This is a genomic window from Clostridium pasteurianum (genome assembly GCF_001705235.1).
In the GTDB taxonomy this organism is placed as follows: Bacteria; Bacillota; Clostridia; order Clostridiales; family Clostridiaceae; genus Clostridium_S; species Clostridium_S pasteurianum_A.
This window is the reverse complement of the sequence record NZ_MCGV01000001.1, coordinates 493,405-516,928: the sequence shown is the minus strand read 5'-3', so window position 1 is coordinate 516,928 and position 23,524 is coordinate 493,405. Positions and strand designations below refer to the sequence as shown.

18 protein-coding genes are annotated in these 23,524 nt (G+C 31.2%); 16 read left to right on the top strand and 2 right to left on the bottom strand.

All coding sequences use genetic code 11. From position 1 onward, the window contains the following. Positions 1-83: 83 nt before the first annotated feature. The 3 genes from BEE63_RS02350 to BEE63_RS02340 all read left to right on the top strand — a co-directional run bounded on the left by BEE63_RS02350 (position 84) and on the right by BEE63_RS02340 (position 4,254). Entirely contained in the window at positions 84-404 is a 321-nt protein-coding gene (locus BEE63_RS02350; protein ID WP_066019858.1) for a PadR family transcriptional regulator, read from the top strand. Between the two features lie 13 nt (positions 405-417). Continuing rightward, a complete protein-coding gene (locus tag BEE63_RS02345) occupies positions 418-1,152 on the top strand; it encodes a DUF2812 domain-containing protein (protein ID WP_066019857.1) in 735 nt (244 codons plus the stop codon). 198 nt (positions 1,153-1,350) lie between these two features. After that, entirely contained in the window at positions 1,351-4,254 is a 2,904-nt protein-coding gene (locus tag BEE63_RS02340; RefSeq protein WP_066019856.1) for a DEAD/DEAH box helicase, read from the top strand. A 98-nt stretch (positions 4,255-4,352) separates the two neighbouring features. Here the strand turns inward: BEE63_RS02340 and BEE63_RS02335 are convergent, their stop codons facing one another. Continuing rightward, the gene (locus tag BEE63_RS02335) at positions 4,353-7,886 is read right to left on the bottom strand and encodes a DUF5050 domain-containing protein (protein ID WP_066019855.1); all 3,534 of its coding nucleotides are present in this window, start codon (positions 7,884-7,886) and stop codon (positions 4,353-4,355) included. 213 nt (positions 7,887-8,099) lie between these two features. On the opposite strand from BEE63_RS02335, the gene BEE63_RS02330 reads away from it, so the two are divergent. The 6 genes from BEE63_RS02330 (at position 8,100) to BEE63_RS02305 (ending at position 15,560) form a co-directional block, all read left to right on the top strand. Next, the gene (locus tag BEE63_RS02330) at positions 8,100-8,999 is read left to right on the top strand and encodes a 3'-5' exoribonuclease YhaM family protein (RefSeq protein ID WP_066019854.1); all 900 of its coding nucleotides are present in this window, start codon (positions 8,100-8,102) and stop codon (positions 8,997-8,999) included. Between the two features lie 847 nt (positions 9,000-9,846). Then, entirely contained in the window at positions 9,847-12,234 is a 2,388-nt protein-coding gene (locus BEE63_RS02325) for a BglG family transcription antiterminator (protein ID WP_066019853.1), read from the top strand. Positions 12,235-12,304: 70 nt separating this feature from the next. Further along, entirely contained in the window at positions 12,305-12,616 is a 312-nt protein-coding gene (locus tag BEE63_RS02320) for a PTS fructose transporter subunit IIB (RefSeq protein WP_066019852.1), read from the top strand. Positions 12,617-12,717: 101 nt separating this feature from the next. Next, positions 12,718-13,797 carry a PTS fructose transporter subunit IIC gene (locus BEE63_RS02315; protein ID WP_066019851.1) on the top strand — a complete coding sequence of 360 codons (1,080 nt, stop codon included), beginning with the start codon at positions 12,718-12,720 and terminating at the stop codon, positions 13,795-13,797. A 16-nt stretch (positions 13,798-13,813) separates the two neighbouring features. Beyond that, complete coding sequence (locus BEE63_RS02310; protein ID WP_066019850.1) at positions 13,814-14,665, top strand: class II fructose-bisphosphate aldolase; 852 nt, start codon at positions 13,814-13,816, stop codon at positions 14,663-14,665. A 22-nt stretch (positions 14,666-14,687) separates the two neighbouring features. Continuing rightward, entirely contained in the window at positions 14,688-15,560 is an 873-nt protein-coding gene (locus BEE63_RS02305) for a ketose-bisphosphate aldolase (protein WP_066019849.1), read from the top strand. 72 nt (positions 15,561-15,632) lie between these two features. Here the strand turns inward: BEE63_RS02305 and BEE63_RS02300 are convergent, their stop codons facing one another. Continuing rightward, positions 15,633-16,511, bottom strand: a complete 879-nt coding sequence (locus BEE63_RS02300) for a MurR/RpiR family transcriptional regulator (RefSeq protein ID WP_066019848.1) — start codon at positions 16,509-16,511, stop codon at positions 15,633-15,635. A gap of 230 nt (positions 16,512-16,741) precedes the next feature. Between BEE63_RS02300 and BEE63_RS02295 the strand changes: the two genes are divergently transcribed. From BEE63_RS02295 to BEE63_RS02270, 7 genes are all read left to right on the top strand, one after another. Further along, complete coding sequence (locus BEE63_RS02295; RefSeq protein WP_066019847.1) at positions 16,742-18,217, top strand: 6-phospho-beta-glucosidase; 1,476 nt, start codon at positions 16,742-16,744, stop codon at positions 18,215-18,217. A 259-nt stretch (positions 18,218-18,476) separates the two neighbouring features. After that, entirely contained in the window at positions 18,477-20,234 is a 1,758-nt protein-coding gene (locus BEE63_RS02290; RefSeq protein WP_066019846.1) for an SUV3 family DEAD/DEAH box RNA helicase, read from the top strand. Positions 20,235-20,540: 306 nt separating this feature from the next. Beyond that, complete coding sequence (locus tag BEE63_RS02285; RefSeq protein ID WP_066019845.1) at positions 20,541-21,530, top strand: aldo/keto reductase; 990 nt, start codon at positions 20,541-20,543, stop codon at positions 21,528-21,530. A gap of 173 nt (positions 21,531-21,703) precedes the next feature. Continuing rightward, entirely contained in the window at positions 21,704-21,967 is a 264-nt protein-coding gene (locus BEE63_RS22025; protein ID WP_066019844.1) for an MFS transporter, read from the top strand. Positions 21,968-22,018: 51 nt separating this feature from the next. Next, positions 22,019-22,363: an aldo/keto reductase gene (locus BEE63_RS22505; RefSeq protein ID WP_066019843.1), complete on the top strand. Its 345-nt coding sequence runs from the start codon at positions 22,019-22,021 to the stop codon at positions 22,361-22,363. Further along, a complete protein-coding gene (locus BEE63_RS22500) occupies positions 22,348-22,530 on the top strand; it encodes an aldo/keto reductase (protein WP_431732483.1) in 183 nt (60 codons plus the stop codon). The genes BEE63_RS22505 and BEE63_RS22500 overlap by 16 nt, the downstream gene beginning before the upstream one ends. Continuing rightward, positions 22,499-23,518, top strand: coding sequence for a Gfo/Idh/MocA family oxidoreductase (locus BEE63_RS02270; protein ID WP_066019842.1), 1,020 nt, complete (start codon positions 22,499-22,501; stop codon positions 23,516-23,518). Before BEE63_RS22500 ends, BEE63_RS02270 begins: the two co-directional genes overlap by 32 nt. The last annotated feature ends 6 nt before the right edge of the window (positions 23,519-23,524 follow it).

Here is a 23,524-nt window from a genome sequence, read left to right as displayed (position 1 = left end):
ACAAATATATTATTAAATGATATATTATATTTAATGATATATCATTTAATGATATAGTGTAAATTGCAAAGAGGGAGAGAACTATGCCGCGAAAAGGTTCTATTGATATAGGAGAATTAACTGATTCAGCTTTCTATATTCTATCCAGTGTAATAGAGGAAAAGCACGGTTATTTGATTATGAAAACGATTGAAGAATTAACAGATAATGAAGTTGTAATTGGTCCTGCTTCGCTTTATACTACACTGAAAAAATTATTAAAAGCAGGACTTGTGGAGTTAATTAAAGTGCCAGATGAAAATAAGAAAGTATATAGAATTACAGAATTAGGACGTGAAAGACTTATACAGGAAATTGAACGAAAGAAAAAAATGGTCAAGTTTGCTGAACATTTTTTAAAATAAAGGGGGAGGCAAAATGAAGAATAAATATTTTGCTATTGGTGGATTTGCTTTTAGTGAAGAAAGCGATATGGAGAAACTTAAAAATTATGCAAAAGAGGGATGGATATTAGAAGGTATTTCAGGTGAATTTTTTTATAAATTAAAAAGGGGTAAGCCACAGAATATAGAGTATACTCTTGATTATCAGGATGAGCCAACTGAAGAATATTTTGATTTGTTCTCAGAAGCAGGTTGGACACGGGTTGTTTCATCAGGCAATATAATGCATATATTTTCGGCACCGGAAGGAACAAAACCTATATATACTGAACGTGAATCAGAAATAGATAAGTATACCAGAATGAAGAAACTAACGTGTAAGGGAAGCATTTATTCTCTAATTGCAGTTATTGCTTTTGCAGCCTTATCATGTATTTCATTTGTTTTTATAAGACCTGTATTTATAGCTGCTTTTATATTATTTATTCTAAGTATTTGTACATTCATCTTTAGCTTTATGCCGTATCTAGCATATAAGGGCAGAATAAATAAATTAAATGGAAATAAAAGTATTTTAGGATTCAATACTAAGTTATCTATATTTTATGCATTTATAAGTGTTAGTTTTATTTTTATGGGAATACGTGAGTTAGTGAAAAAGAAATATTGTATTTCATTAATGTTTATATTAATTGCAGTGTTTGATATTATTCTAATAGTATCTAATTTTAGAGAAGACAAAATCTTATGTAGTGGAAAAAAGAAATGATTGAAATAATTGTTTTGATATATTTGTTTATTATTTATTTGCTTTGGTAGTAATGAAAAAATTGGAGCAATAAAAGCACTTTATAGGCGTCATATCAATATAAGTGCTTTTTGTGATATAATTAATTTTGCTAAGGATACAGCTAATTTGCAGGGTTTAGATAATGAGGCTCAGTAGTGTTTTAAAGGAAGTGATTATTTGAAGTTACGTGAATTGAAATCCATATTACTTGAAGGAACTTCCGACTTTATGAAAAAGGAAGGGGAAGATGCTTTAAATAGTGGTTTAGTTACATATTTTAGAGGAAAAAAGATAGATAATATATATCATATTTATAGTAGGATAAGAGACAAAAATAAACCTGATGAATTTAATGTACATATTAAGATTAATTTTGAAAAGAAAAAACTTGATGGAGTAGAATGTTCATGCAGTGACTTCAAAGAGTTGCATTCAAGTGGATATAATTTAAAATGCAGCCATATAGCTGCTGCCAGCTGTAAGTTTCTAAAATTGCTTTCTAGAAGTAAAACAAGCAGACCTCTAGAAAAAAGAGCTACATGCGAAAGCAAAAAAATTCAAAGTAATTCTATATTTAGGCTTATCAGAAAAGTGGAAAATGATTCTGTTTATTATAAAGTTCAGAAAGTTTCAATGGGTGAGTGGGCTTTAATTAAACCAAATAATTTAAGGGCATTTTTAGCTAGCATAGAAAAAAGAAAAATAAAGTTTAAATTTGATTATATAGAATTTATGGTTCCAATTATACATAAGGATTTGCCATTAACCTTTAATTTAAAGGAGGATAAAAGAGGCATAGTTTTAACAACTCATAAGCAATTCCCAGTACCATTGAATTCTAATAATGATGTCTACTACTATAGAAATGAACTTTATTTGCCATCAAAAAATCAGATTGATAAATATTCTGTTTTATATGAAAAACTGAAGGCTAATGGTGAAATTACATACAGAAAAAATATAGGAAGTTATAATAATCTCATTTGTAATTTGAGTAGTATTTCAGATAATATCAATATAGAAGAGAATTTAAAGAACTTTATGTTCAATTTATTAAAGCCAGAATTTCTGGTGCTTGAGGAGAAGGATAAGGTATATTGCTGCGTTTTCTTAAATTATGGAGATAAAAAAGTTAATATATTAGATAAAAATAGACCTCAAGATTCTTTTATGCGTGATTATAAAAAAGAAGAAAAGCTCATTATGAAGATTGAAAATAGTGGCTTTATAAAAATGAAGAATAGATTTATGTTCATAGGTACAGACGAAGAATTGTTTAACATATTAAGTGGACAGAAAAATGGTATTGGAAATTTAGGAAAGATAATTTTAGGCAGCGGACTTAATGATACAAAAGTGTATGGTGCGGATGATATTAAAGTGAATTTAAAAGATATGGATGGGTACTATGATTTCTCGTATAGTATAGATGGTATTGGAGTAAAGGAACTGAATAGTGCATTTCAGGCATATAGGTCTAAAAGTAAATTCTACAAGACGAAAGATAATGGATTTCTGGATTTTGAAGATGATGGTATAGGGAGTTTTTTTAATGTTCTTGAAGTTTTAAATACAGATGATTATTTAGAAGGCGAGAGCATAAAATTAGAAGCCAATAAAGCTTTATATGTGAGTGAAAAATTGAAGTTTATGAAAAGCTCTGATGAGATTCAGAAAATAGAAGATAAATTAACTAACATAAAGGATATAGAAGTACCTAATAATTTTAAAGGTACACTTAGAGACTATCAAATTAAGGGCTTTAAATGGCTTAAAACACTTAGTGAAGTGGGTTTCGGAGGAATACTTGCAGATGAAATGGGACTTGGAAAGACAATTCAAATTATAGCTTTTTTATTGGCAGAGAAAGATAAAAAGGCACTTATTATATGTCCTACTTCGTTGATCTATAACTGGAAGGATGAACTTAAAAAATTTGCTCCTGACTTAAAAGTATTGATAATTCACGGAGCAGAAAGAAAAAAAGCAATAGACAGCATAAGTGAAAATGATGTCATTTTAACTACTTATGGAACTTTAAGGATGGATGTAGAAAGTTATAATGATATTGTTTTTGATTACTGTATTATTGATGAGGCACAGAATATAAAAAATGCTTCGGCTAAAAGCTCGCAAGCTGTAAAGAAAATTAAAGCAGATACAAAATTTGCTTTGACTGGAACGCCTATTGAAAATAGTTTAATGGAACTATGGTCTATATTTGATTTTATAATGCCGGGATACTTATATTCCAGAGAGAAGTTTGAGGAAAAATTTATTTTAACGGGTGATGAAAATTTAGATAACCTTAAGTTTTTGATACAACCTTTTATTTTAAGAAGAACTAAGAAAGAAGTAATAAAAGAGCTTCCTCATAAAATAGAAAAGAAGCTTTTAGTTGAAATGACAACTTCTCAAAAGAATATATATGGTGATTATGTAAAAAGAATAAAGGCTTTAATGAAAAATAATACTCAAGGTAAAATTGAGATATTTTCATATTTAACAAGACTTAGACAGATATGTTTAGACCCCTCTCTTGTAATGGAAGACTATGAGGGAGGAAGTGGGAAGCTTCAGGCAGCATTTGAACTTATTGAAGGACATATAGCTTCAGGAGGAAAGGTACTTTTATTTTCTCAATTTACTTCTGCATTAAATAAACTTAGCGAATGTCTCACAAAACATAAAATTAAATTCTTTTATCTTGATGGAAAGACAAAGCCAAAGGATAGAGTAGATATGGTGAAAAAATTTAATTCTAGTACTTCCGTGCGTGTGTTTTTAATTTCACTTAAAGCTGGAGGTACAGGACTTAACTTAACATCAGCAAATTTAGTTATTCATTTTGATCCATGGTGGAATCCAGCTGTAGAGGCTCAAGCTGCTGATAGAGCTCATAGGCTTGGTCAAAAGAATGTAGTAGAGGTAATTAAGCTGGTGGCAAGAGGGACTATAGAAGAAAAAATAATAAGGTTGCAAGAGGATAAAAAAGAACTTATTCATAATGTTATTACTGGAGAACTTCAAAATAGTAGTTTGTCAAAGGAGGATTTGATACAGCTACTTTACAGGGATTAATTAGTGTGAAAGTAATAATGTTAACTTTATAATGAACTAATTAAAAAAAGAAATTGCAGAGAGTTTAATGCTCTTTGCAATTTCTTTTTAAATAAGTATTAGTTAGTAAAATTGTAGAATTTGTTGATATCTCTTATTGCAGTTTGCTGACCAGATGTTCCATCAAGCTTAACCTTGAATACATATCTTGCTTCATCATCCGATTGTTGATTTGGTAAAGTTCCTGCGTAATAAACCCAGTCGCCTACTACTGTAACGCCAAAGACTACTTCACCGTTATCACATAATTTAACTATAGAAGTACCATCTATATTAGCTTTATATAGTGTACTTGAACCTGGAGCCTGATTATACAAAATATAATTTGGAGTTATTTTAATAGTGTATGGTGATGCATCTACTAGTTTAACTATATTATTTGTATCGATATTAAGCTTGTACAAGGAACTTCCTTTTGTATAGAATACACTATCGCTGATTGTAGCATAGTCTACTAAAGTAATATTACTATCTAATGTTGTTGCAGAAGTGCCATCCATATTTGCTTTCCACAATTGATTTTGAGTGTTACTTGAAGCTTTATTATAAAATATATTGTTTCCTTTACTAAATAAATCGGTACAAGATCCGCTAATAATTTTAATGTCTGAAGGACTGCTGATACTTGTTTTGTATATTCCTGATATATCTGGATATTGTGAATTATTAACAGTATAATATACAGTATCATTTTGAACTATAAATTTATCACTGTAAGAATTAAGGTTGTTGGTTGAAAGCTTAGTTTGACCACTTCCATCTAAGTTCATTTTGTATAGATTACATTCATCAGGAGATTGAGATGTATAAACTATAGTATTGTTTGATATTTCAAATTGTGGTACATTAGCACTTAGCTTTGTTTCTCCGGTGCCATCTGTATTACTTCTATATAATGAATAATAAAAGTCATAAATAGAGGCTTTCTTTAAATAGTACTTTCCAGTATTTGTAGTAACTAAGTCTTTAATAGCATCTGGTGAAGTACCAGTCAATTTAGTAGGTTCAACAGAATTAACATTGACATTCCAATCAGAATTATAGAAGTCTTTGTATAAAATATTATTGTCTTGTGCTCCTGTTATATCACTACATATATTGTTATCATAATAATCAAAATTTGAACCATCAGTTTTCATCTTCATAGGAAAATTAAACATTTGACCCCAATCACCGTAAGATCTAGCACTTTGAAGGTTTCCAAAAATCCAATTATTAACTATATTAATGCCAGTGATTATTTTGCTGTCTATATTTGCAAAATTTACTTCTCCAGTACCATCTGTTTTTATTTTATAAGTGTTTTCTGTATATGAAGATGGTTGAATGCCTCCATTGTCAAGTAGAGAATAATAAACCCATCCATTTGCAACATTTAGATTAGTAAACTTAAGTACTGTATCTCCAAAACTTTTCAAAGCTGTTTTTGAAGTACCGTCTACATTTATTTTATATAGTTTATTATCAGCATATGGAGCAAAAGCCTTATAAGCATCGTCAGCAGGAAGATAAGCACTCTTATAATAAATACAACCATTTTCAACTGTAATTGAAGGTGTCTCTGGGTCTATAAAACTGTCACATATTAAAGTATCAGAGGTACCATCTGTTTTTACCTTATGCAATTTTCCTATTGTATCAGGGATGTCTGTTATGGTTATGTCCTCTAATTTAACGTAGTATACCCAATCATTTTCAATTGCATACTTTAATACTTTGTTAGTAGTAACAGTAGATTTTGAGGTGCCATCTGTTTTTATTTTGTATATGCCGTTAAAGTAGTCATCTGAATCATTTGCTGTAGGTATGTAGTAAATCCAATCACCTATTACATTCATTTGTAGAACATTACTCATTTTTAGATCTGTTTTTGAAGTACCATCCGTTTTTACTTTATACGCATTATTATTTTCGTCAGTATAATAAACCCAATCACCTACTACATTTATGTTTCTTACAGCGCCACTTACAAGTACCTGTTTTGATGTGCCATCTGTTGAAACCTTATTTAAAGTTTTAGATGAAATATCATCATAATATATCCAATTGTTTTTTTCTGCTGCAAGTCCATTGTTTGCTAAATTGCTGTTAGTATTTCCTATTTCATTACTTACATTTACATTTGTATTTTGTTTAGGAACTATTTTGACTTTAAGAGCTTCAATTCTTAGATTCTTTCCAGTAGTTCCAGCTGCATCATCGTCGTATTTCCAGTCCTGCCAACCAATATTTTCAATATAAGCTTGATATGCAACTGAATAATCAGGCATATTTTGAAGTTTGATTTTAATACCCTCAATTCTTAAACCTTTCCCAGTTGTACCAGATATATCTCCATTTGATTTATAATCTTGCCAACCAATATTTTGAATATGAGTTTGATAAGATATAGAAGCACCTGCTGGAGCATTAGTAAGATTTATTTTAAGAGCTTCAATTCTAAAAGCTTTACCTTCAGTACCAGATTCACTGCCATCCTTAGACCAAGGTGTTTGCCAGCCTATGTTTTGAACGTGGGCATCATATGTTACACCAATGCCAGGGCTATTTACAGTTACATCGCAGATGGATGTTTTACTTCCATCAGCTGTAGTTGCTGTAATTTTAGCTGTTCCTGCGCTTACAGCAGTTACAACACCAGTACTTGATACAGTTGCTATTTTTGAATCTGAAGTTGTCCATGTTACAGACTTGTTTGTTGCGTTGTCTGGAGCTACTACAGCCGTTAAAGTATCTGTATCTCCAGCTGTTAAAGTATCTGTAGTTTTATTTAAGCTCACAGAACTTGCATTTACAGTAGGAACTATTTTGACTTTAAGAGCTTCAACTCTTAGATTCTTTCCAGTAGTTCCAGCTGTATCATCGTCATATTTCCAGTCCTGCCAGCCAATATTTTCAATATAAGCTTGATATGCAACTGAGTAACCAGGCATATTTTGAAGCTTGATTTTAATGGCTTCAATTCTCAAACCTTTTCCAGTTGTACCGGAGATATCTCCGCTGGTCTTGGAATCTTGCCAGCCAACATTTTGAATATGAGTTTGATAGGCTATAGAAGCGCCTGCTGGAGCATTAGTAAGATTAATTTTAAGGGCTTCAATTCTAAAAGCTTTACCCTCAGTCCCAGCCTCACTGCCGTCTTTAGCCCAAGGTGTTTGCCAGCCTATGTTTTGAACATGGGCATCATATGTTACACCAACGCTAGGGTTATTTACAGTTACATTGCAGCTGGATGTTTTACTTCCATCAGCTGTAGTTACTACAATTGTAGCTGTTCCTGCACTTACAGCAGTTACAACGCCAGTACTTGATACAGTTGCTATTTTTGAATCTGAAGTTGTCCATGTTACAGATTTGTTTGTTGCATTGTCTGGAGCCACTGTTGCTGTTAAAGTATCTGTATCTCCAACTGTTAAAGTATCTGTTTCTTTATTCAATGTTACAGAAGATACACTAACATCACTGGACAAAGTGGATGCATAAACATTGCTGCTATTTGCTGCTTGAATTTTGTTAAAAACAGTAGTATTAGATAAGCTAGCCATTAATGAAATACTTAGAGCTAAACTTATTCTGTATTTTGCCTTTTTCACGGTATTACCCCCATATTCGTCAATATTCCCTTAAATTATAACAATTTTTTTATATAAAGTACATAATTAGTTCATAATTTTGAAAGAAATACTTTTTAGATTAAAAATATATAAAAATAATTTGAAAATATATACATTAGAATTTTTGACTAGTATAAAAAAATTTTATAGTGAAACCATAAATTAAAAGCTAATTTTGGAGGAGTTTAAAATATGTCAAAAACAAATTTCTTATGTAATTTAAAAAGTAGAGATAACGTAAAAACATCATTAATGGTAATGAAGATAATATTCAAAGATAATGATAAAACTGTATGTATATTAGCAGATAAAAGTGGAGATATAAAGGCAAGTATACCTGGAAGAAACAACGATATTAAACAGGGTACAGTAATAGAAGTTGAAGGACTTAAAGCCATGAATTTAGAGGTGAAAAAGTATAAAATAATTTCAAATTACAACATATCGGATTATCTTCCAACAGTGAAAAGACCTATTGAAGAGATTATGAGTGAAATTAAGGTGTATACGGATGAATACATTATCTCAAGAGAGGGGAGGGCTTTAAATGATTATTTTTTTAAAAATGACGAATTCTTAGACAAATTTAAAAGGTGCATAGGTGGGGTTTCTATGCACCACAATTATTTAGGTGGACTTGCAGAACATACCTTAAACGTGATGAAATTAACTTCTGAACTTTGTGAAAAATATGAATGCAGGAGAACTGAACTTGCAGTACTTGCAGCAAAACTTCATGATATTGGAAAAGTATATGAGTATGATTATGATGGACCATTTAAATACACACTTAGAGGACAGATGGAGGGACATATTGTAATTGGAGTAGAACTTGTGGATAGAGCTATTAGAGAAAATCCTAATATTTATACTGAGGATTTTGTAGAGCGAATAAAAGGTTGTATTGTTCAGCATCATGGAAAACTTGAATTCGGTTCTCCAAGAGAAATGAATATGGAAGAGTCATTTATAGTTAACTATGCTGATTCAGTAGATGCTACTATGAATAAAATCTCTCAAATAAAAGAAAAAACGGAGCCTGGCACTTGGTCTGAATTTGATAGAAGAATTGAAAGAAAATTATATCTATGAGCAAAGTAATAATGCTTAAGGAACATTAAAAAAATTCTATAAATCTTATCATAACAGGGGTTTGGGTCAAAGAACAATTATCCTTCTGTATAAAATATAGGCTATCTTAATATTTACGACTAATAATTTCAATTTCTTAACGTTATAATGATTATTTAAACCTCTTAATAATATAGAGAACGTCTGCTTGAAGTAAAGAAGGATAATGGTCAGAGCCCAAGCCTCGCGTATGATAAAATTGAAGTATCTAAGCATTTTATAATTTTTCCATCAAGATTTATTAGAATTTTTTTAAACCGTTCCTTAAACATTATTACTTTGCGTCTACAGTAGTACAAGGAAAAAATTCCTCCGTACCTACGGAATTTTAATATTCTGCATAACATACAGGCTATTTTAATATTTACGATTAATAAGTTTGATTTATTATTAAGGTTTATCTAAGCTTCTTATAACTTATAGACTGCTTGTTTAAAGTAAAGAAGGATAACGATCATACATGGGGTTTGGGTCGAAGACCCATTATCCTTCTTAATTATCAATAGGCATTTTCTATATTACTACTAATAACTTCATATAGGCACTTTATAAATCGCCCAAACCTCGTGTAATTTGAGGAGTGCTTATATTGAGTTAAGAAGGATAATGGGCTCCGCCCAAACCTCGTGTACGATAATATTGATATGTACTTGCGTAGATTGTATAATTAAAAGGTCTGTGCCTTTATTTATGGTAATGATACATGAGTTCCATTTCAAGGGGAACTTATTTGTTATTTTACAATGACGGTATAAATGATATCGTATACATATAGAAAGCACAGAGGCAAAAAGAGAGGAGGTTAAATATGAATAGTCTAAATCCACGGCAAATTGAATTTATAAATTTGCTGCTCAAAGAAAAAGACTATAAACCAATTAAATATTATGGAGAATTCTTAAATGTATCTAGCAAAACTTTAAAGAAGGATCTGGAAGTAATTAATGAATATTTAAGTGGGTTTAAAGTTGAATTAGAGAAAAAGCATGGTGCTGGGATAAAAATAAAGGATGCCCGTAATGCAAAATTAATTTTGAATGATACTCTACAAATCCAGGGAGGAAAAAGTGAGAAGATTTCAATTAATGACAGGCGAATGGAAATTATTAAACACATGCTTATTGATACACATAATATTACCTCAATTCAAAAGCTTTCTGATAAATATTATGTTAGTAAGACTAGTATAGTTAATGATTTTAAATATATAGAGGAATGGTTGTCTTCATTTAAGTTAAAACTGGAGAAAACCGTAGAGGGAACCAAAGTAAAGGGCTCAGAAATCAATATTCGAAGGGCAATTGCATCCTTGTTATTTGAGTATTCAAAGGGTGAAAAAAATGAAAAGACCATTGATGAATTAGCAACAAGACTTGATGGAGTAACCTTGAATGCGTTGTCAGAGCTCTTTGAAAAAGACAAAATAATATATGTAAATAAACTTTTATTGGGTTTACAAAAAAAGTATAATTGCAGGATTGATGACCCATATTATGTTAATCTACTTACGCATATTTTAATCTCAATGACAAGAGGCTCAAAAGGACAATTAATATGTGAAGAAGAACAGCATGAGAATTTAGAATCAGAAAGAGATTATAAGGAAGCTGTTTTATGCATTAATAGAATTAATAAAGATTTTAAAATGAATTTAAATGAGGCAGAGATTTATTACTTATATCAATACTTTGTATCCTTTGGACTCATTAAGGAAAAAAATGAAAGCAAGGATAAAGTATTAAGTAAATTAGATCGCACAGCAATTATATTTAGAGATAATATGACTCAATGTATAGAGGAAATCTTACAGGTAGATATAACAAATGATAAAAATGTAATGGAAAAATTACTACTCCATATAAGACCAATGTTAAATCGTATGGAATATGATATTGAAATATCTAATCCGCTTATTAACGAAATAAAGGAACAATATCCTGTTCTTTTAAATATATGCAATGCTGCTGCACTTATGGTGGCTCATAAGTTGAAGCAAAAAGTTATTCCTATAGATGAAATTGGATATTTAGCTGTGTATTATCAGCTAGGGTTAGAAAGTTGTTCTATAAGGAAACGAGTTTTAGTAGTTTGCCATAGTGGTTATGGAACATCACAATTATTAAGCACAAAGCTCAATAGGCATTTTCCTAACTTTGAGATTATTGATAGCATTTCAGCAAATAGAATTAAGAGTAGGAATCTTGATGACATTGATTTTGTGATTTCAACAGTTCCACTAGATCTTAAAACTAAGCCATATTTATTGGTATCAACGTTTTTAAATGAAAATGATGTTAAAAATATATCTGATTTTTTAGCTCATAATAAAGACACACAAAGCAAGATAACGGTTACAACTAAAAACATAGGAAATTACCTGTGTAAAGATTTAATATATTTTAACAAAAATAAGGATGAAGTGGGGAGGGAAATTAATAGTACTTTAAGTACAAATATTGTTTTTAATGAAATAGAAATCAATTGCAGCTTAAAAATATATATGGGTTTTTGCAAGCAAAAGAGTATACTTGGGCTTTCAATAAACAATATAGAAGATGATAAAAAACAAATAGAGTTTTATATTGCAATGGAAGATATAAATGCGATGACTGGCATATTAAGAGAAATGGTTAATTTCAATATAAATGCTGAATATGCTGGATATTTGAGAAAATGCAAAAAGAAAGAAGATGTAAAAAATTACTTTAAATTAAACAGTAGAGGTGGGGAGAAAATGAGTGTAAATTTATCGGAGGTAATACAAGAGAAAACAATAAAATTAGATATGAATGCGACAACAAAGGATGAGGCATTAAAGGAACTTACAGATTTATTATTTGATAGTGGAGTTCTTTCTGATAAAGAGGCATTCTTAAAGGATGTATATTACAGAGAAACTTTGGGATCAACAGGTATAGGAAATGGAATTGCAATCCCTCATGGGAAATCAAATTTTGTTAGTAAAACATCTATAGCTATTGGTAAAACAAAGGTTGGCATTAAATGGGAGAGCTTAGATGATAAGCCAATAAACTTTATTATATTATTTGCTGTAACAGAATCTGACAAAACAAGTGTCCATGTTAGATTGCTTTCCAAGGTAGCAGCAAAGCTTGGAGATGATGAAGCTTGTAAGGATTTACTTAAAGCAACAAAGCCAGAAGAGGTATATGAAATATTTACAAGGGAAGAATAGTATCAGTTAAAAAGCTTAATAATTATATTTATATATAAATATTAAAAAAAATAGGGAAGGGGAAATTTGTATGAAAATCGTTGGAATAGCAGCTTGTACATCTGGAATTGCACATACCTATATAGCAAGAGAAAAACTAATACGCGCAGGGCAAGCATTAAATCATGAAATTCACATTGAGACTCAGGGCACAATTGGAACAGAAAATGAGCTTACTCCTGAACAAATTAAAGAAGCTGATGTTGTAATCGTTGCAGCTGACATCAAGGTAAGTGGCAGAGAAAGATTTGCGGGAAAGAAGGTGGTTGACTTACCAACAGAAATAGTTATTAAGGCACCAAAAGCAATTATCAATAAAATCCAGAACGAACTAGGACTATAAAATGTATTTATAAGCAGTGAGCAATTAGACAGTTATATTAAAATTTGAACTAATAATTATGGGAAGATATTAAAAATTAATGCAATAAGGGGGAAATTATAATGTGGAAAAAATTACAATTAAAAAAACATGCACTTACTGGTATATCTTATATGCTTCCATTGGTTGTAGCAGCTGGTCTATTAATTGCTGTTGGTAACTTAGCAGGAGGAAATCCTGCCGTAATCACTAATTATAAAAAAGGTTATACTCTCTGGCAGGCAGCAGTTTCACTAGGAGTATTCGGTATGCAATTATTACCTGCTGTTATCAGTGCGGCTATTGCGTATTCCATAGCTGACCGTCCTGGTATTGCACCCGGTTTGTTAATGGGTATGATTGCAAATGCCATGGGAGCTGGATTCCTTGGCGGTATGCTTGGTGGTTACCTTGCAGGTTACTTTGTAAACTTCTTAAAGAAAAACTTAAGAGTACCTAAATGGGCAGAAGGTTTAATGCCAATGATGATTATTCCATTTATCTCATCTGCAGTAGTCGGAGCATTTATGCTATTTGTTATAGGACCTCCTATAGCATCAGCTTCAGCATCTCTTACTGAAATGCTTAATGGTATGAAGGGCGGTTCAAAAGCAATATTCGGACTTATCATGGGTGCTATGGCTGCATTTGACTTCGGCGGTCCTGTTAACAAGGTTGCTTCATTGTTTGCTGATGGATTACTATTACAGGGCGTTTACGGACCAGAAGCTATTAAGATCTGTGCTTCCATGGTTCCACCATTTGGAGTTACATTATCATGGTTAATTAAAAAATCTAGATACACTAAAGGCGAATCTGACAATATAAAAATTGCTTTCCCAATGGGAATATGTATGATAACTGAAGGTGTTATTCCAATCGCAGCTGTTGATCCTATTCGTGTAATTGTATCTTGCTCTACTGGAGCAGCTATTGGTGGTATGTTAATTATGCTATTAGGTGTTGAATCAAGAGTTCCTTCCGGCGGAATGTTTATTGTACCGGCTATGAAAAATCCTGTTGGTTTCTTAATTGCTTTAGGAACTGGTTCTCTTATAACAGCAATCTTGCTTGTATTACTTAAGAAAGATGCGGTAGAGCCAACTGAACCAACTGAAGAAATAGAAGAAGAAGTAGATTTATCAGATATAAAAATAAAATAAAGAAGGAAGTAATGGTATGTATGTTTCAATGACTGAAATGTTAAAGAAAGCCAATGAAGAAAATTATGCGGTTATGGCTATCAATTGTTTCAATTTAGAAACTGCAAGAGGTGTAATTAAAGCAGCAGAGTTAGAAAATGCACCTATCATAATAAATATAGTGCAGGAACATTTGATTAATCACTGCGACAGTGAGCTAATAACTCCAATTGTAAAAAAATTAGCTAGTAGAACTTCAACAAAAGTAGCTTTGAATTTTGATCATGGCCAGGAGGTTTTATTTCTAAAAAAGGCAATAGACGATGGATTTTCTTCTGTAATGGTAGATGCTTCTCGCTTTGGACTTCAAGGAAATATTGACATGACAAGAGAAATTGTAAATTATGCTCATCCTAAGGGTGTAAGCGTTGAAGGTGAAATTGGATGTCTTGGCGCTACTGAGGGAAAAGCATTTACAGAGGATGATATGTATACGGTTCCAGAAGAAGCACTAAAATTTGCAAAAGAAACTGGAATTGATGCTTTAGCAATATCAATTGGTACATCACATGGAAATTATCCAGCTGGAATGGTTCCTAAATTTGATTTTGAAAGACTTAAAAAAATTAAGGAATTAACTAAAATGCCGCTTGTACTCCATGGAGGTTCTGGTTCTGGAAAAGATAATATTCTAAAATCAGTAGAATGTGGAATTAATAAAATCAATGTTGGTTGTGATTTTATGAATGCAAATGTACAAGCCATTAAAGATAGATTAAAAGAAGATCCTAATATTAATTATTATGTATTAATGCATCAAGTTGAACAGGATAGTATGAATCTTGTCAGGGAGTATATTAAGCTGGCTGGATCAACTAATAAAAACTAAAAGAAAAAGGGAGAATGATAGTATGTTAATGAATATGAAGGACTTATTAACTGTAGCAAAGGAACATAAATTTGCAGTACCAGCTTTCAACACAAGCAGTAACATGATTTTAAGAGGAGTTATGGAAGCTTGCAAAGAAAAGAAGGCTCCAGTTATCATAGCAATACACCCAGATGAATTATCATTCGTAGAAGATAGTTTTATAGCAAGTGTAAAGGAAGAAGCTGCAAAAACTGATGTGCCTGTAGTTATTCATCTAGATCACGGCGGGACTTTTGAACAAGTACTAAGAGCAATAAGATGTGGATTTACTTCAGTAATGATTGATGCATCACGTTTATCCTTTGAAGAAAATATTGCAATAACACAAAAAGTAGTTTCAGTAGCACATCCACTTAATATATCAGTTGAAGCAGAACTTGGTACTATAGGAACAACAGGTAATGGAGCAGAAGAAGGCGCTGATAAAATAATATATACAGACCCAGCTAAAGCTAAAGAGTTTGTTGAAAGAACAGGAGCAGATACCCTTGCAATTGCTATCGGAACATGTCATGGAATCTATCCAAAAAATATGAAACCAAAATTGAGATTAGATTTACTAGAAACTATAAGAGATACTGTAGACATTCCACTAGTATTACATGGCGGATCAGCTAACTCAGATGACGAAATTGAAAAATCAGCAAAACTTGGAATATCCAAAATAAATATTTCTAGCGATATAAAAGATGCTTTCTATAGAAAATGTCGTGAAATATTAACTAAAGATCAAGATGCTCGTGAGCCAAATGCTATTTACCCACCATGCATAGAAGCAATGAAAGAAGTTGTTTATCATAAAATAGACTTATTTGATGATGCTGACAAGGTTAAATATTACTACAATAAATAAAACTAATTAAAAGTATAAAGTTGTCCGTGGTTTAAACAGTAGACCACGGGCAACTTTTTTATTATGTTTTATTTATTTTTCCTTAAGTAAAGAACTGGTTGAAAATCTATCATCTATATTTTGGGATACAGTTGTTTTGTACTCCAAATTGTAATCATAATCAAGTTTAAATATGCATGAATATAAAATATCCAAAATCAAATGAATAGAAGTATTACTTGAATATGTGCCAATTTTGGAATAAAGTTTTTCACGTGAAGTTATAGAAAAAGTACAATCAGCAAAGTTTCTCAAATCATTTTCACCAACGCTTGTGAGCACAATCATTGGTGTCTTTCTCTGCTTTAGTATTTTTGCAATTCCGAGGACTTCTTTTGATTCGCCTGAATATGAAATCAGTATAGCGCAATCATTAGGTGAAGAGTTTGAAGCAACAACTGTTTGCTCACCAGACAAACCTTCAATTTCAACACGGCGGTTAATACGCAGCATTTTGTACTTAAAATCATAAGCCATAAGCAGTGAATTGCTGATGCCATATACATTAATTATTTGTGCTTTGTGTAATAAGGTAACAGCTTTTTTCATGTCATCATTTTTTAAAAGTGACAGTGTATCCTCAATGCTGTCTGAGGCAAGGTGACCGATTTTTGAAGCTATATTCATAAAAGTATCGTGAGCTTCAAAGGGAATATTAGAATTAATTTTAGAAAAATGTTCATTTAAATATTTAAGCTCTTCAAGGTACTTTTCCTTTAATTCATTCCAACCGCTGAAGCCAAGCTTTTTAGACAAACGAATTACTGTAGACGGAGAAGTATAAGTTGCATTTGCTAAGTCCTTTGTAGATAATTTTTCTATGTTTTCTTTTTCACGAAGAATATAGTTTGCAAGAATTTCTTCTGATTTAGAAAGGGAATCTGTGGATTCCAGTTTATTCATAATAAGCATAGTATACTCCTTCTTTTTCACAAGTGTTAAAATAGCGTTTCGATATTATATATTAAATTCCACAAAAAAATGAAATGTCATTTTAATATATGGAGAAAATGTTTAAAATAATAAATTTATTATATATGATTATACCATAGAAGTAATTGTTTACATAATTAAAGATAATAAGAATAAAATGATTTTGCATATTGTTATTTAAAATTAAGCAAACGAGAGGAGATTATGAAATGAGTTTTAGAAAAGATTTTTTATGGGGCGGTGCTACAGCTGCTAATCAATTTGAAGGTGCATACTTAGAGGATGGTAAAGGATTAAGTACTGCTGATATTATGACTAACGGCAGTCATACATCTTCTAGAAGAATTACTTATACTATGCCTGATGGGACTAAAAAATCTCAAAGTACATTTCCATTTAAATCAATACCTGATGGTGCTGTACTGGAATGTCATGAGGGAGAATATTATCCAAGCCATCAAGCTATAGATTTTTACCATCACTATAAAGAGGATATAGCATTATTTGCTGAAATGGGATTCAACTGTTTTAGATTATCTATAAACTGGGCAAGAATTTTTCCAAATGGTGATGATGAAGTACCTAATGAAAAAGGATTACAATTTTATGATAATGTATTTGATGAACTTTTAAAATATAATATTGAGCCAGTAGTTACTATTTCTCATTATGAAACTCCACTTGGATTAACAAATAAATATGGTGGATGGCTTGATCGTAAGGTAATTGATTTCTATGTAAGATACTGTGAAACTATATTTAATAGATATAAAAACAAGGTAAAATACTGGATGACTTTTAATGAAATTAATATAATTGATTTTATGCCTACTTTCGGTGCGGGACTTATTAAGGATGATGCTAAGTCAAAAGCACAGGCAGTTTATCATCAATTTTTAGCAAGTGCAAAGGTTGTTAAATTGGGACACAAAATTAATCCTGATTTTCAAATTGGTATGATGACTGCTTATGGATCAACATATGCTCTTACATGTAATCCAGAAGATGAATTAAAATTAATGAAAGCTGATCAGGAGAGACATTTCTTCTCTGATGTTCAGTGCAGAGGATTTTATCCTCAATATAAATTAAAAGAATATGAGAGACTAGGAATAAAACTTGAAAAACAAGATGGTGATGATGAATTACTTAGAACAGGTACAGTAGATTATATTGGTTTTTCATATTATTCAAGTTCAGTTGTTACTACAGATAAATCTAAAACTGTAACAGATGGAAACATGTCTACTTCAGTTTTAAATCCTTACTTAAAGGCAACAGATTGGGGATGGCAAATTGACCCTGTTGGTTTAAGACTTGCACTAAATAGACTTCAAGAAAGATATAATTTACCTTTATTTGTTGTTGAAAATGGTATGGGAGCTCTTGATAAGGTAGAAGAAGATGGATCTATTCACGATGATTATCGTATTGATTATTTAGCTAAACATATTGAAGCAATGAAAAAAGCTGTTGAAGAAGATGGTGTAGATTTAATGGGATACACTCCATGGGGATGTATCGATCTTGTTTCAGCTGGTACTGGAGAAATGAGAAAACGTTATGGATTTATTTATGTAGATAAAAATGATGACGGTAATGGACCACTTACAAGAAGCAGAAAAGATTCTTTCTACTGGTATAAAAAAGTAATAGAGACAAACGGAGAAAATTTAGAATATTAATGTTTTAAGGGAGGCGATGAGCCTCTCTTTTTTATTTTGAAAAACACTTAATTTGGAGTTAGTATGAACAAGTAATTTAGAAAAATTAAAAAAATGACTTGGATAATAAGGTATAATAAAAACATAAAGGCACTAATAATAAAGGAGAAATGTGTAAAATTAGAATCTATAAATTGTAATTTGTTTTGTAAGGATAAACTTAGTATCTGTAATTTTTGATTTTTAGAGTAGTTTATCTTTAAATAACGTGGAGGCAAACATGAAAAAAAGTGGCAATCAAAGAGAGTTTAAAAAGATAAAAGGGCAATTTTATCAAATAGAAGAAATAATATATCATTCAAAGCCAGCTGCACTTATAGAACATGAGTCAACTGTAAGAAAAAAATTAAGACAGCTTAAAGAATTTGAAAATGACGGCTTTAGGGATTTTAACGATACATATAAAAACTATTTAGAATTATTGCAAGAGATAGCAAGAAGGATGCTGGAGAATTATAATAGGAAAAATGGAACTAATTTTGCTTTGGATGAAGTCGTACAGGGGAATTATAATATTCTTTTAAATTCCGGATTTATGACCTTACTTACAAAGCAGCATATACCTAAACTAATCGCTAAAGAGTTTGAAGAGAATTTTCCAGACAATCCTAAAGATGAATATCCTGAAACTCGAACAATGAAGAGAAAAATTTATATTCATTTGGGAGATACAAATACAGGTAAAACTTATAATGCTGTAGAACGTCTTAAAACAGCAAGAAAGGGTATATATTTATCACCGCTTAGAATTCTTGCTTTAGAGAATTTTGAAAAACTAAATAGTGAGGGAATAGTTTGTGATTTATTAACTGGTGAAGAAGAAATATTAAAACCAGGAGCAACCCATATTTCCTGCACAATAGAGAAGGTTAATTTAAAAGAGCATTATGATATTGCAGTTATCGATGAAATACAAATGATTAAGGATGAACACAGAGGAATGGCATGGAGCAGAGCTTTGCTAGGTCTTAAGTGCGATGAAATTCATATATGTGGAGCGGCTAATGCTAGATACATATTAGAAACTGTTTTGAAAGATTGCAAAGATGATTACGAAATAAAAGAATATACAAGAGCAATACCTTTAATTGTTGAAGAGAAAAACTTCAGGTATAGGGATATTAAAAAAGGAGATGCTGTTGTAGTATTTTCAAAAAAGCGAGTTTTAGAAATTGCACAAAACTATTCTAATAGGGGCGTAAAGGTTAGTGTAATATATGGAGATTTGCCGCCAGAAGTTAGAAAGTCACAATATCAGCAATTTATAAACAAAATTACAAAGATTTTAATAACTACAGATGCAATAGGCATGGGAGTTAATCTGCCTATTAGAAGAATTATTTTTCTAAATATAAAAAAGTTTGATGGCGAAGAAATAAGAGAACTAACCTCACAAGAAGTAAAACAAATAGCTGGTCGTGCAGGGCGAATTGGCATTTATGATGAAGGTTATGTAGCCTGCACTGATTATAATCAAGATTTTATTATAGATAAACTTGAAGCAAAGGATAAAACAATAGAGAGTGCTGTTATTGGTCCATCAGATGCAATACTTAAGATTAAGGGACTGCCTTTAAGTGAAAAATTAGCTTTATGGAGTACTAGAGAGGAAAAATTAGATTATTATAGCAAGATGGATATTAGTGACTACTTAACGGTTCTAGATAGAATAAAAGGATATAAGCTTAAAGAAGAAATTGAATGGGAACTTTTAAAGGTACCATTTGACATATCAAAGTCACCTTTGATGTACACATTTTTAAATTATGTAGAAGAGCTTTTTATTAATAAGAAGGATAGTTTATCTAGACCAGAATGCTTTACAGGTGATTTAGATGATTTAGAAATTTACTATCAAAAGATAAATATGTATTATTCTTTCTCTAAGATATTTAATTTGGAATTTGATGTAGACTGGGTTTACAGTGAAAGAAGGAATGTTAGTGAGGATATAAATGATATATTAATTGGATTGTAGAAAACTGAAATTAACATTATGCCATTGGATTAATAAAATCTAGTGGCATTTTTTGTAATTCTATTTTTGTGAAAATAGTAATTGACTTGGAGTGGACTCTAAGGAGTATAACAATATTAAGGAAACTGAAGGGGATAATAGTATGAAACTAATAATAAGTAAGAAAAATATTAATAATACAAATAAAAAGTGATAATAATAGGAGAAATAAATGATGCTAGGAAATTTCAGTTATTGTAACCCAACAAAATTACATTTTAAACTAAGTGATTTTAATAATAAGGCTAAGAAAGGTTGTAAAATAATATGGAGTATACAAAATTAGGAAAAACAGATTTAAATGTATCCAGATTATGCTTAGGAACCATGGGATTTGGAGCTGCAAACGTTGGGCAGCATACCTGGACCTTGGATGAAGAAAAATCAAAACAAATAATCAAACGTGCACTGGATTTAGGGATAAATTTTATTGATACTGCCATAGGATACTCAAATGGAACTAGTGAGCAGTACGTAGGGCGGGCAATTAAAGAATGTGCTAAGCGTGAGGATATAATTTTAGCAACAAAGTTTTTTCCAAGAACTCCAGATGAAATTGAAAATAATGTTAGTGCTAGAGAACACATAAATAAGTTACTTGATATGAGTTTGAAAAATCTTAGTACAGATTATATTGATCTATATATTTATCATTTTTGGGACTATAATACGCCTATTGAGGATATTATGGAAGCTTTGAATGGGACGGTAAAATCAGGAAAAGTTAGATATATTGGAATTTCTAATTGTTTTGCATGGCAGATTGCAAAGGCAAATTGTATAGCTAAAATGAATGGCTGGTCACAGTTTCAGTCTATTCAAGGACATTATAACTTATTGTTTCGAGAGGAAGAAAGAGAGATGATTCCTTACTGCAGGGAAGAAAATATTGCAATTACACCATATAGTCCACTTGCCTCAGGGCGTTTGGTGAAGCCTCGTACAGAGACATCAAAGAGATTAGAAGAAGATACTTATGCAAAAGGAAAATATGCTGGTGCAGCAAGGCAAGATGCCATCATTATTGATAGGGTAGCAGAATTGGCTGAAAAGAAGGGGATGACTAGAATTCAGATTGCGCTTGGATGGCTACTAACTAAAGTAACATCCCCTGTTGTTGGAACAACTAAAATTTCTCATGTAGAGGATGCAGTAAAAGCTATTTCAGTTAAATTAACAGCAGAGGAAATAGCATATTTAGAAGAAGCATATGTACCACATAAGTTAGTAGGTTTAATGGGACGAAAATTAGATTAAGTAGTAAGTAGAAGAAAGGAAACGATTATCCATTAGATTATACACAGTGCGCAGAAACTGCAAAAGATGAACTTAATTCCAATGTTGGCTCAATGAAAGTATTTAAATATAAAATTTTAAATTGTAACAATGTAATAGAACTTATGCGTTATATATAGGAGGAAATTTTTTATATGAAGAAGAAAGGAATTTTGATTGTAACACTGGCACTGCTATTGTCAAATGCAATGGCAGGTCTAGATGGAACAATCATTAATACTGCCCTGCTAGCAATTATAAGTGATTTGCACGGAATTGAATATATGGGCTGGATAGTAGCTGTCTTCTTATTGGGTATGGCAGTTGTAACTCCACTTTGGAGCAAATTAGGAGAACGTATAGAAAATAAGAAGGCATATCAAATGGCTACCTTACTATTTGAAAATTTTCTTCAGTGAAGTTAAAAGAGCACTGTCAATGAAAAGGTTAATTATTTAGGCGCTTCAATAATGGTAGTGGGATTAGTAACAGTTTTAACGGGAATTCAAATGATAGTTACAGCTCCAATAAGTCTAATTATTAGCTTAATTGCTATTTGGGGAATATTTTTAATAGTACTATTTAAAGTTAAGAAAAGGCAAAAATTATTGGAAAGCTTGGGGTACAAAATGAAATATGTAAAGTTGGGAAGTACAGGATTAGAGGTATCTAAACTATGTTTAGGATGTATGGGATTTGGAGAGCCTAGTAGAGGAAGAGAGCTATGGTCACTAGATGAAAGGCACAGCCGTGAAATAATTAAACGTGCATTAGACCTACTAGAAATTAATTTTTTAAAATCGATAAAACTTTAGAAAGATTACAAACTGATTATCTAGACCTTTATATTATCCACCGTTGGGATTATAATACTCCTATAGAAGAAACAATGGAGACTTTGAATGATTTAGTGAGAATTGGATTTATAGATTTTAAAAGGAGGACATATTATGCTTACAATTGGTTATATAGGAAATGGTAAAAGCACTAATAGATATCACTTACCGTTTGTATTACAAAGAAAAAATATTAAAGTAAAAACAATCTATGAAAGAAGGCCTCATCCTCAAAGTATATGGAAAAGAATTGATGGAGTAAATTATACTTCAAATTTAGATGAGTTATTAAATGATGAGGAAATACAATTAATTGTAATTTGTACACCACATCAAATACATTATGAAAATGCAAAAATGGTATTAGAACACAATAAAAATTGTCTAGTTGAAAAGCCATTTATGGAAGATTCAGAACAAGCAAAAGAAATTTTCAAGCTGGCAAAAGAAAAAGGATTAATTGTTCAGTGTTATCAAAATAGGCGTTTTGATAGTGATTTCTTAACAGTTCAAAAAGTTATAGAGGAAGGAGAACTTGGTGAATTATTAGAAATAGAAATGAACTTTGATTATTTTAGACCAGAAGTACCTGAATCTGTTACTAAATTTGATCGGGATTCATCATTTTTATATAGTCATGCATGTCATACTTTGGATCAAGTAATTAGCTATTTTGGTAAACCAGATGATATTCATTATGATGTAAGACAATTATTAGGGACAGGTAGGATGAATGATTATTTTGATTTGGATTTATATTATGGAACTTTAAAAGTATCTGTGAAGTCAAGTTACTTTAGAATAAAGGCAAGACCAAGTTTTGTGGTATATGGCAAAAAGGGATGTTTTGTAAAAGAAACAAAGGATCGTCAAGAAGAACATTTAAAGTTATTTCATATGCCAGAAAACAAGGATTTTGGTGTTGATACACTTTCACAGTATGGTGTACTTACATATGTGGATGATAGTGGAGATATACATGAGGAAAAGGTAAAGTCTGTTAATGGTGATTACGGTAGGGTATATGATGATTTATATGAAGCGATTATAAACGGTAAAGACAAGACTGTTACTGACGAGCAAACATTATTACAAATGGAGTTACTGGAAAAAGGAATAAAAAGTTGTAGGTAATAGTAT

Bases quoted from the DNA above. Each gene is read 5' to 3' on its own strand.
- BEE63_RS02350 (WP_066019858.1), top strand. From the start codon at position 84: ATGCCGCGAAAAGGTTCTATTGATATAGGAGAATTAACTGATTCAGCT.
- BEE63_RS02295 (WP_066019847.1), top strand. From the start codon at position 16,742: ATGAGTTTTAGAAAAGATTTTTTATGGGGCGGTGCTACAGCTGCTAAT.
- BEE63_RS22505 (WP_066019843.1), top strand. From the start codon at position 22,019: ATGGTAGTGGGATTAGTAACAGTTTTAACGGGAATTCAAATGATAGTT.
- BEE63_RS02290 (WP_066019846.1), top strand. From the start codon at position 18,477: ATGAAAAAAAGTGGCAATCAAAGAGAGTTTAAAAAGATAAAAGGGCAA.
- BEE63_RS02325 (WP_066019853.1), top strand. From the start codon at position 9,847: ATGAATAGTCTAAATCCACGGCAAATTGAATTTATAAATTTGCTGCTC.
- BEE63_RS02300 (WP_066019848.1), bottom strand. From the start codon at position 16,511: ATGCTTATTATGAATAAACTGGAATCCACAGATTCCCTTTCTAAATCA.
- BEE63_RS02330 (WP_066019854.1), top strand. From the start codon at position 8,100: ATGTCAAAAACAAATTTCTTATGTAATTTAAAAAGTAGAGATAACGTA.
- BEE63_RS02270 (WP_066019842.1), top strand. From the start codon at position 22,499: ATGCTTACAATTGGTTATATAGGAAATGGTAAAAGCACTAATAGATAT.
- BEE63_RS02345 (WP_066019857.1), top strand. From the start codon at position 418: ATGAAGAATAAATATTTTGCTATTGGTGGATTTGCTTTTAGTGAAGAA.
- BEE63_RS02305 (WP_066019849.1), top strand. From the start codon at position 14,688: ATGTTAATGAATATGAAGGACTTATTAACTGTAGCAAAGGAACATAAA.
- BEE63_RS02320 (WP_066019852.1), top strand. From the start codon at position 12,305: ATGAAAATCGTTGGAATAGCAGCTTGTACATCTGGAATTGCACATACC.
- BEE63_RS22025 (WP_066019844.1), top strand. From the start codon at position 21,704: ATGAAGAAGAAAGGAATTTTGATTGTAACACTGGCACTGCTATTGTCA.
- BEE63_RS02315 (WP_066019851.1), top strand. From the start codon at position 12,718: ATGTGGAAAAAATTACAATTAAAAAAACATGCACTTACTGGTATATCT.
- BEE63_RS02285 (WP_066019845.1), top strand. From the start codon at position 20,541: ATGGAGTATACAAAATTAGGAAAAACAGATTTAAATGTATCCAGATTA.
- BEE63_RS02310 (WP_066019850.1), top strand. From the start codon at position 13,814: ATGTATGTTTCAATGACTGAAATGTTAAAGAAAGCCAATGAAGAAAAT.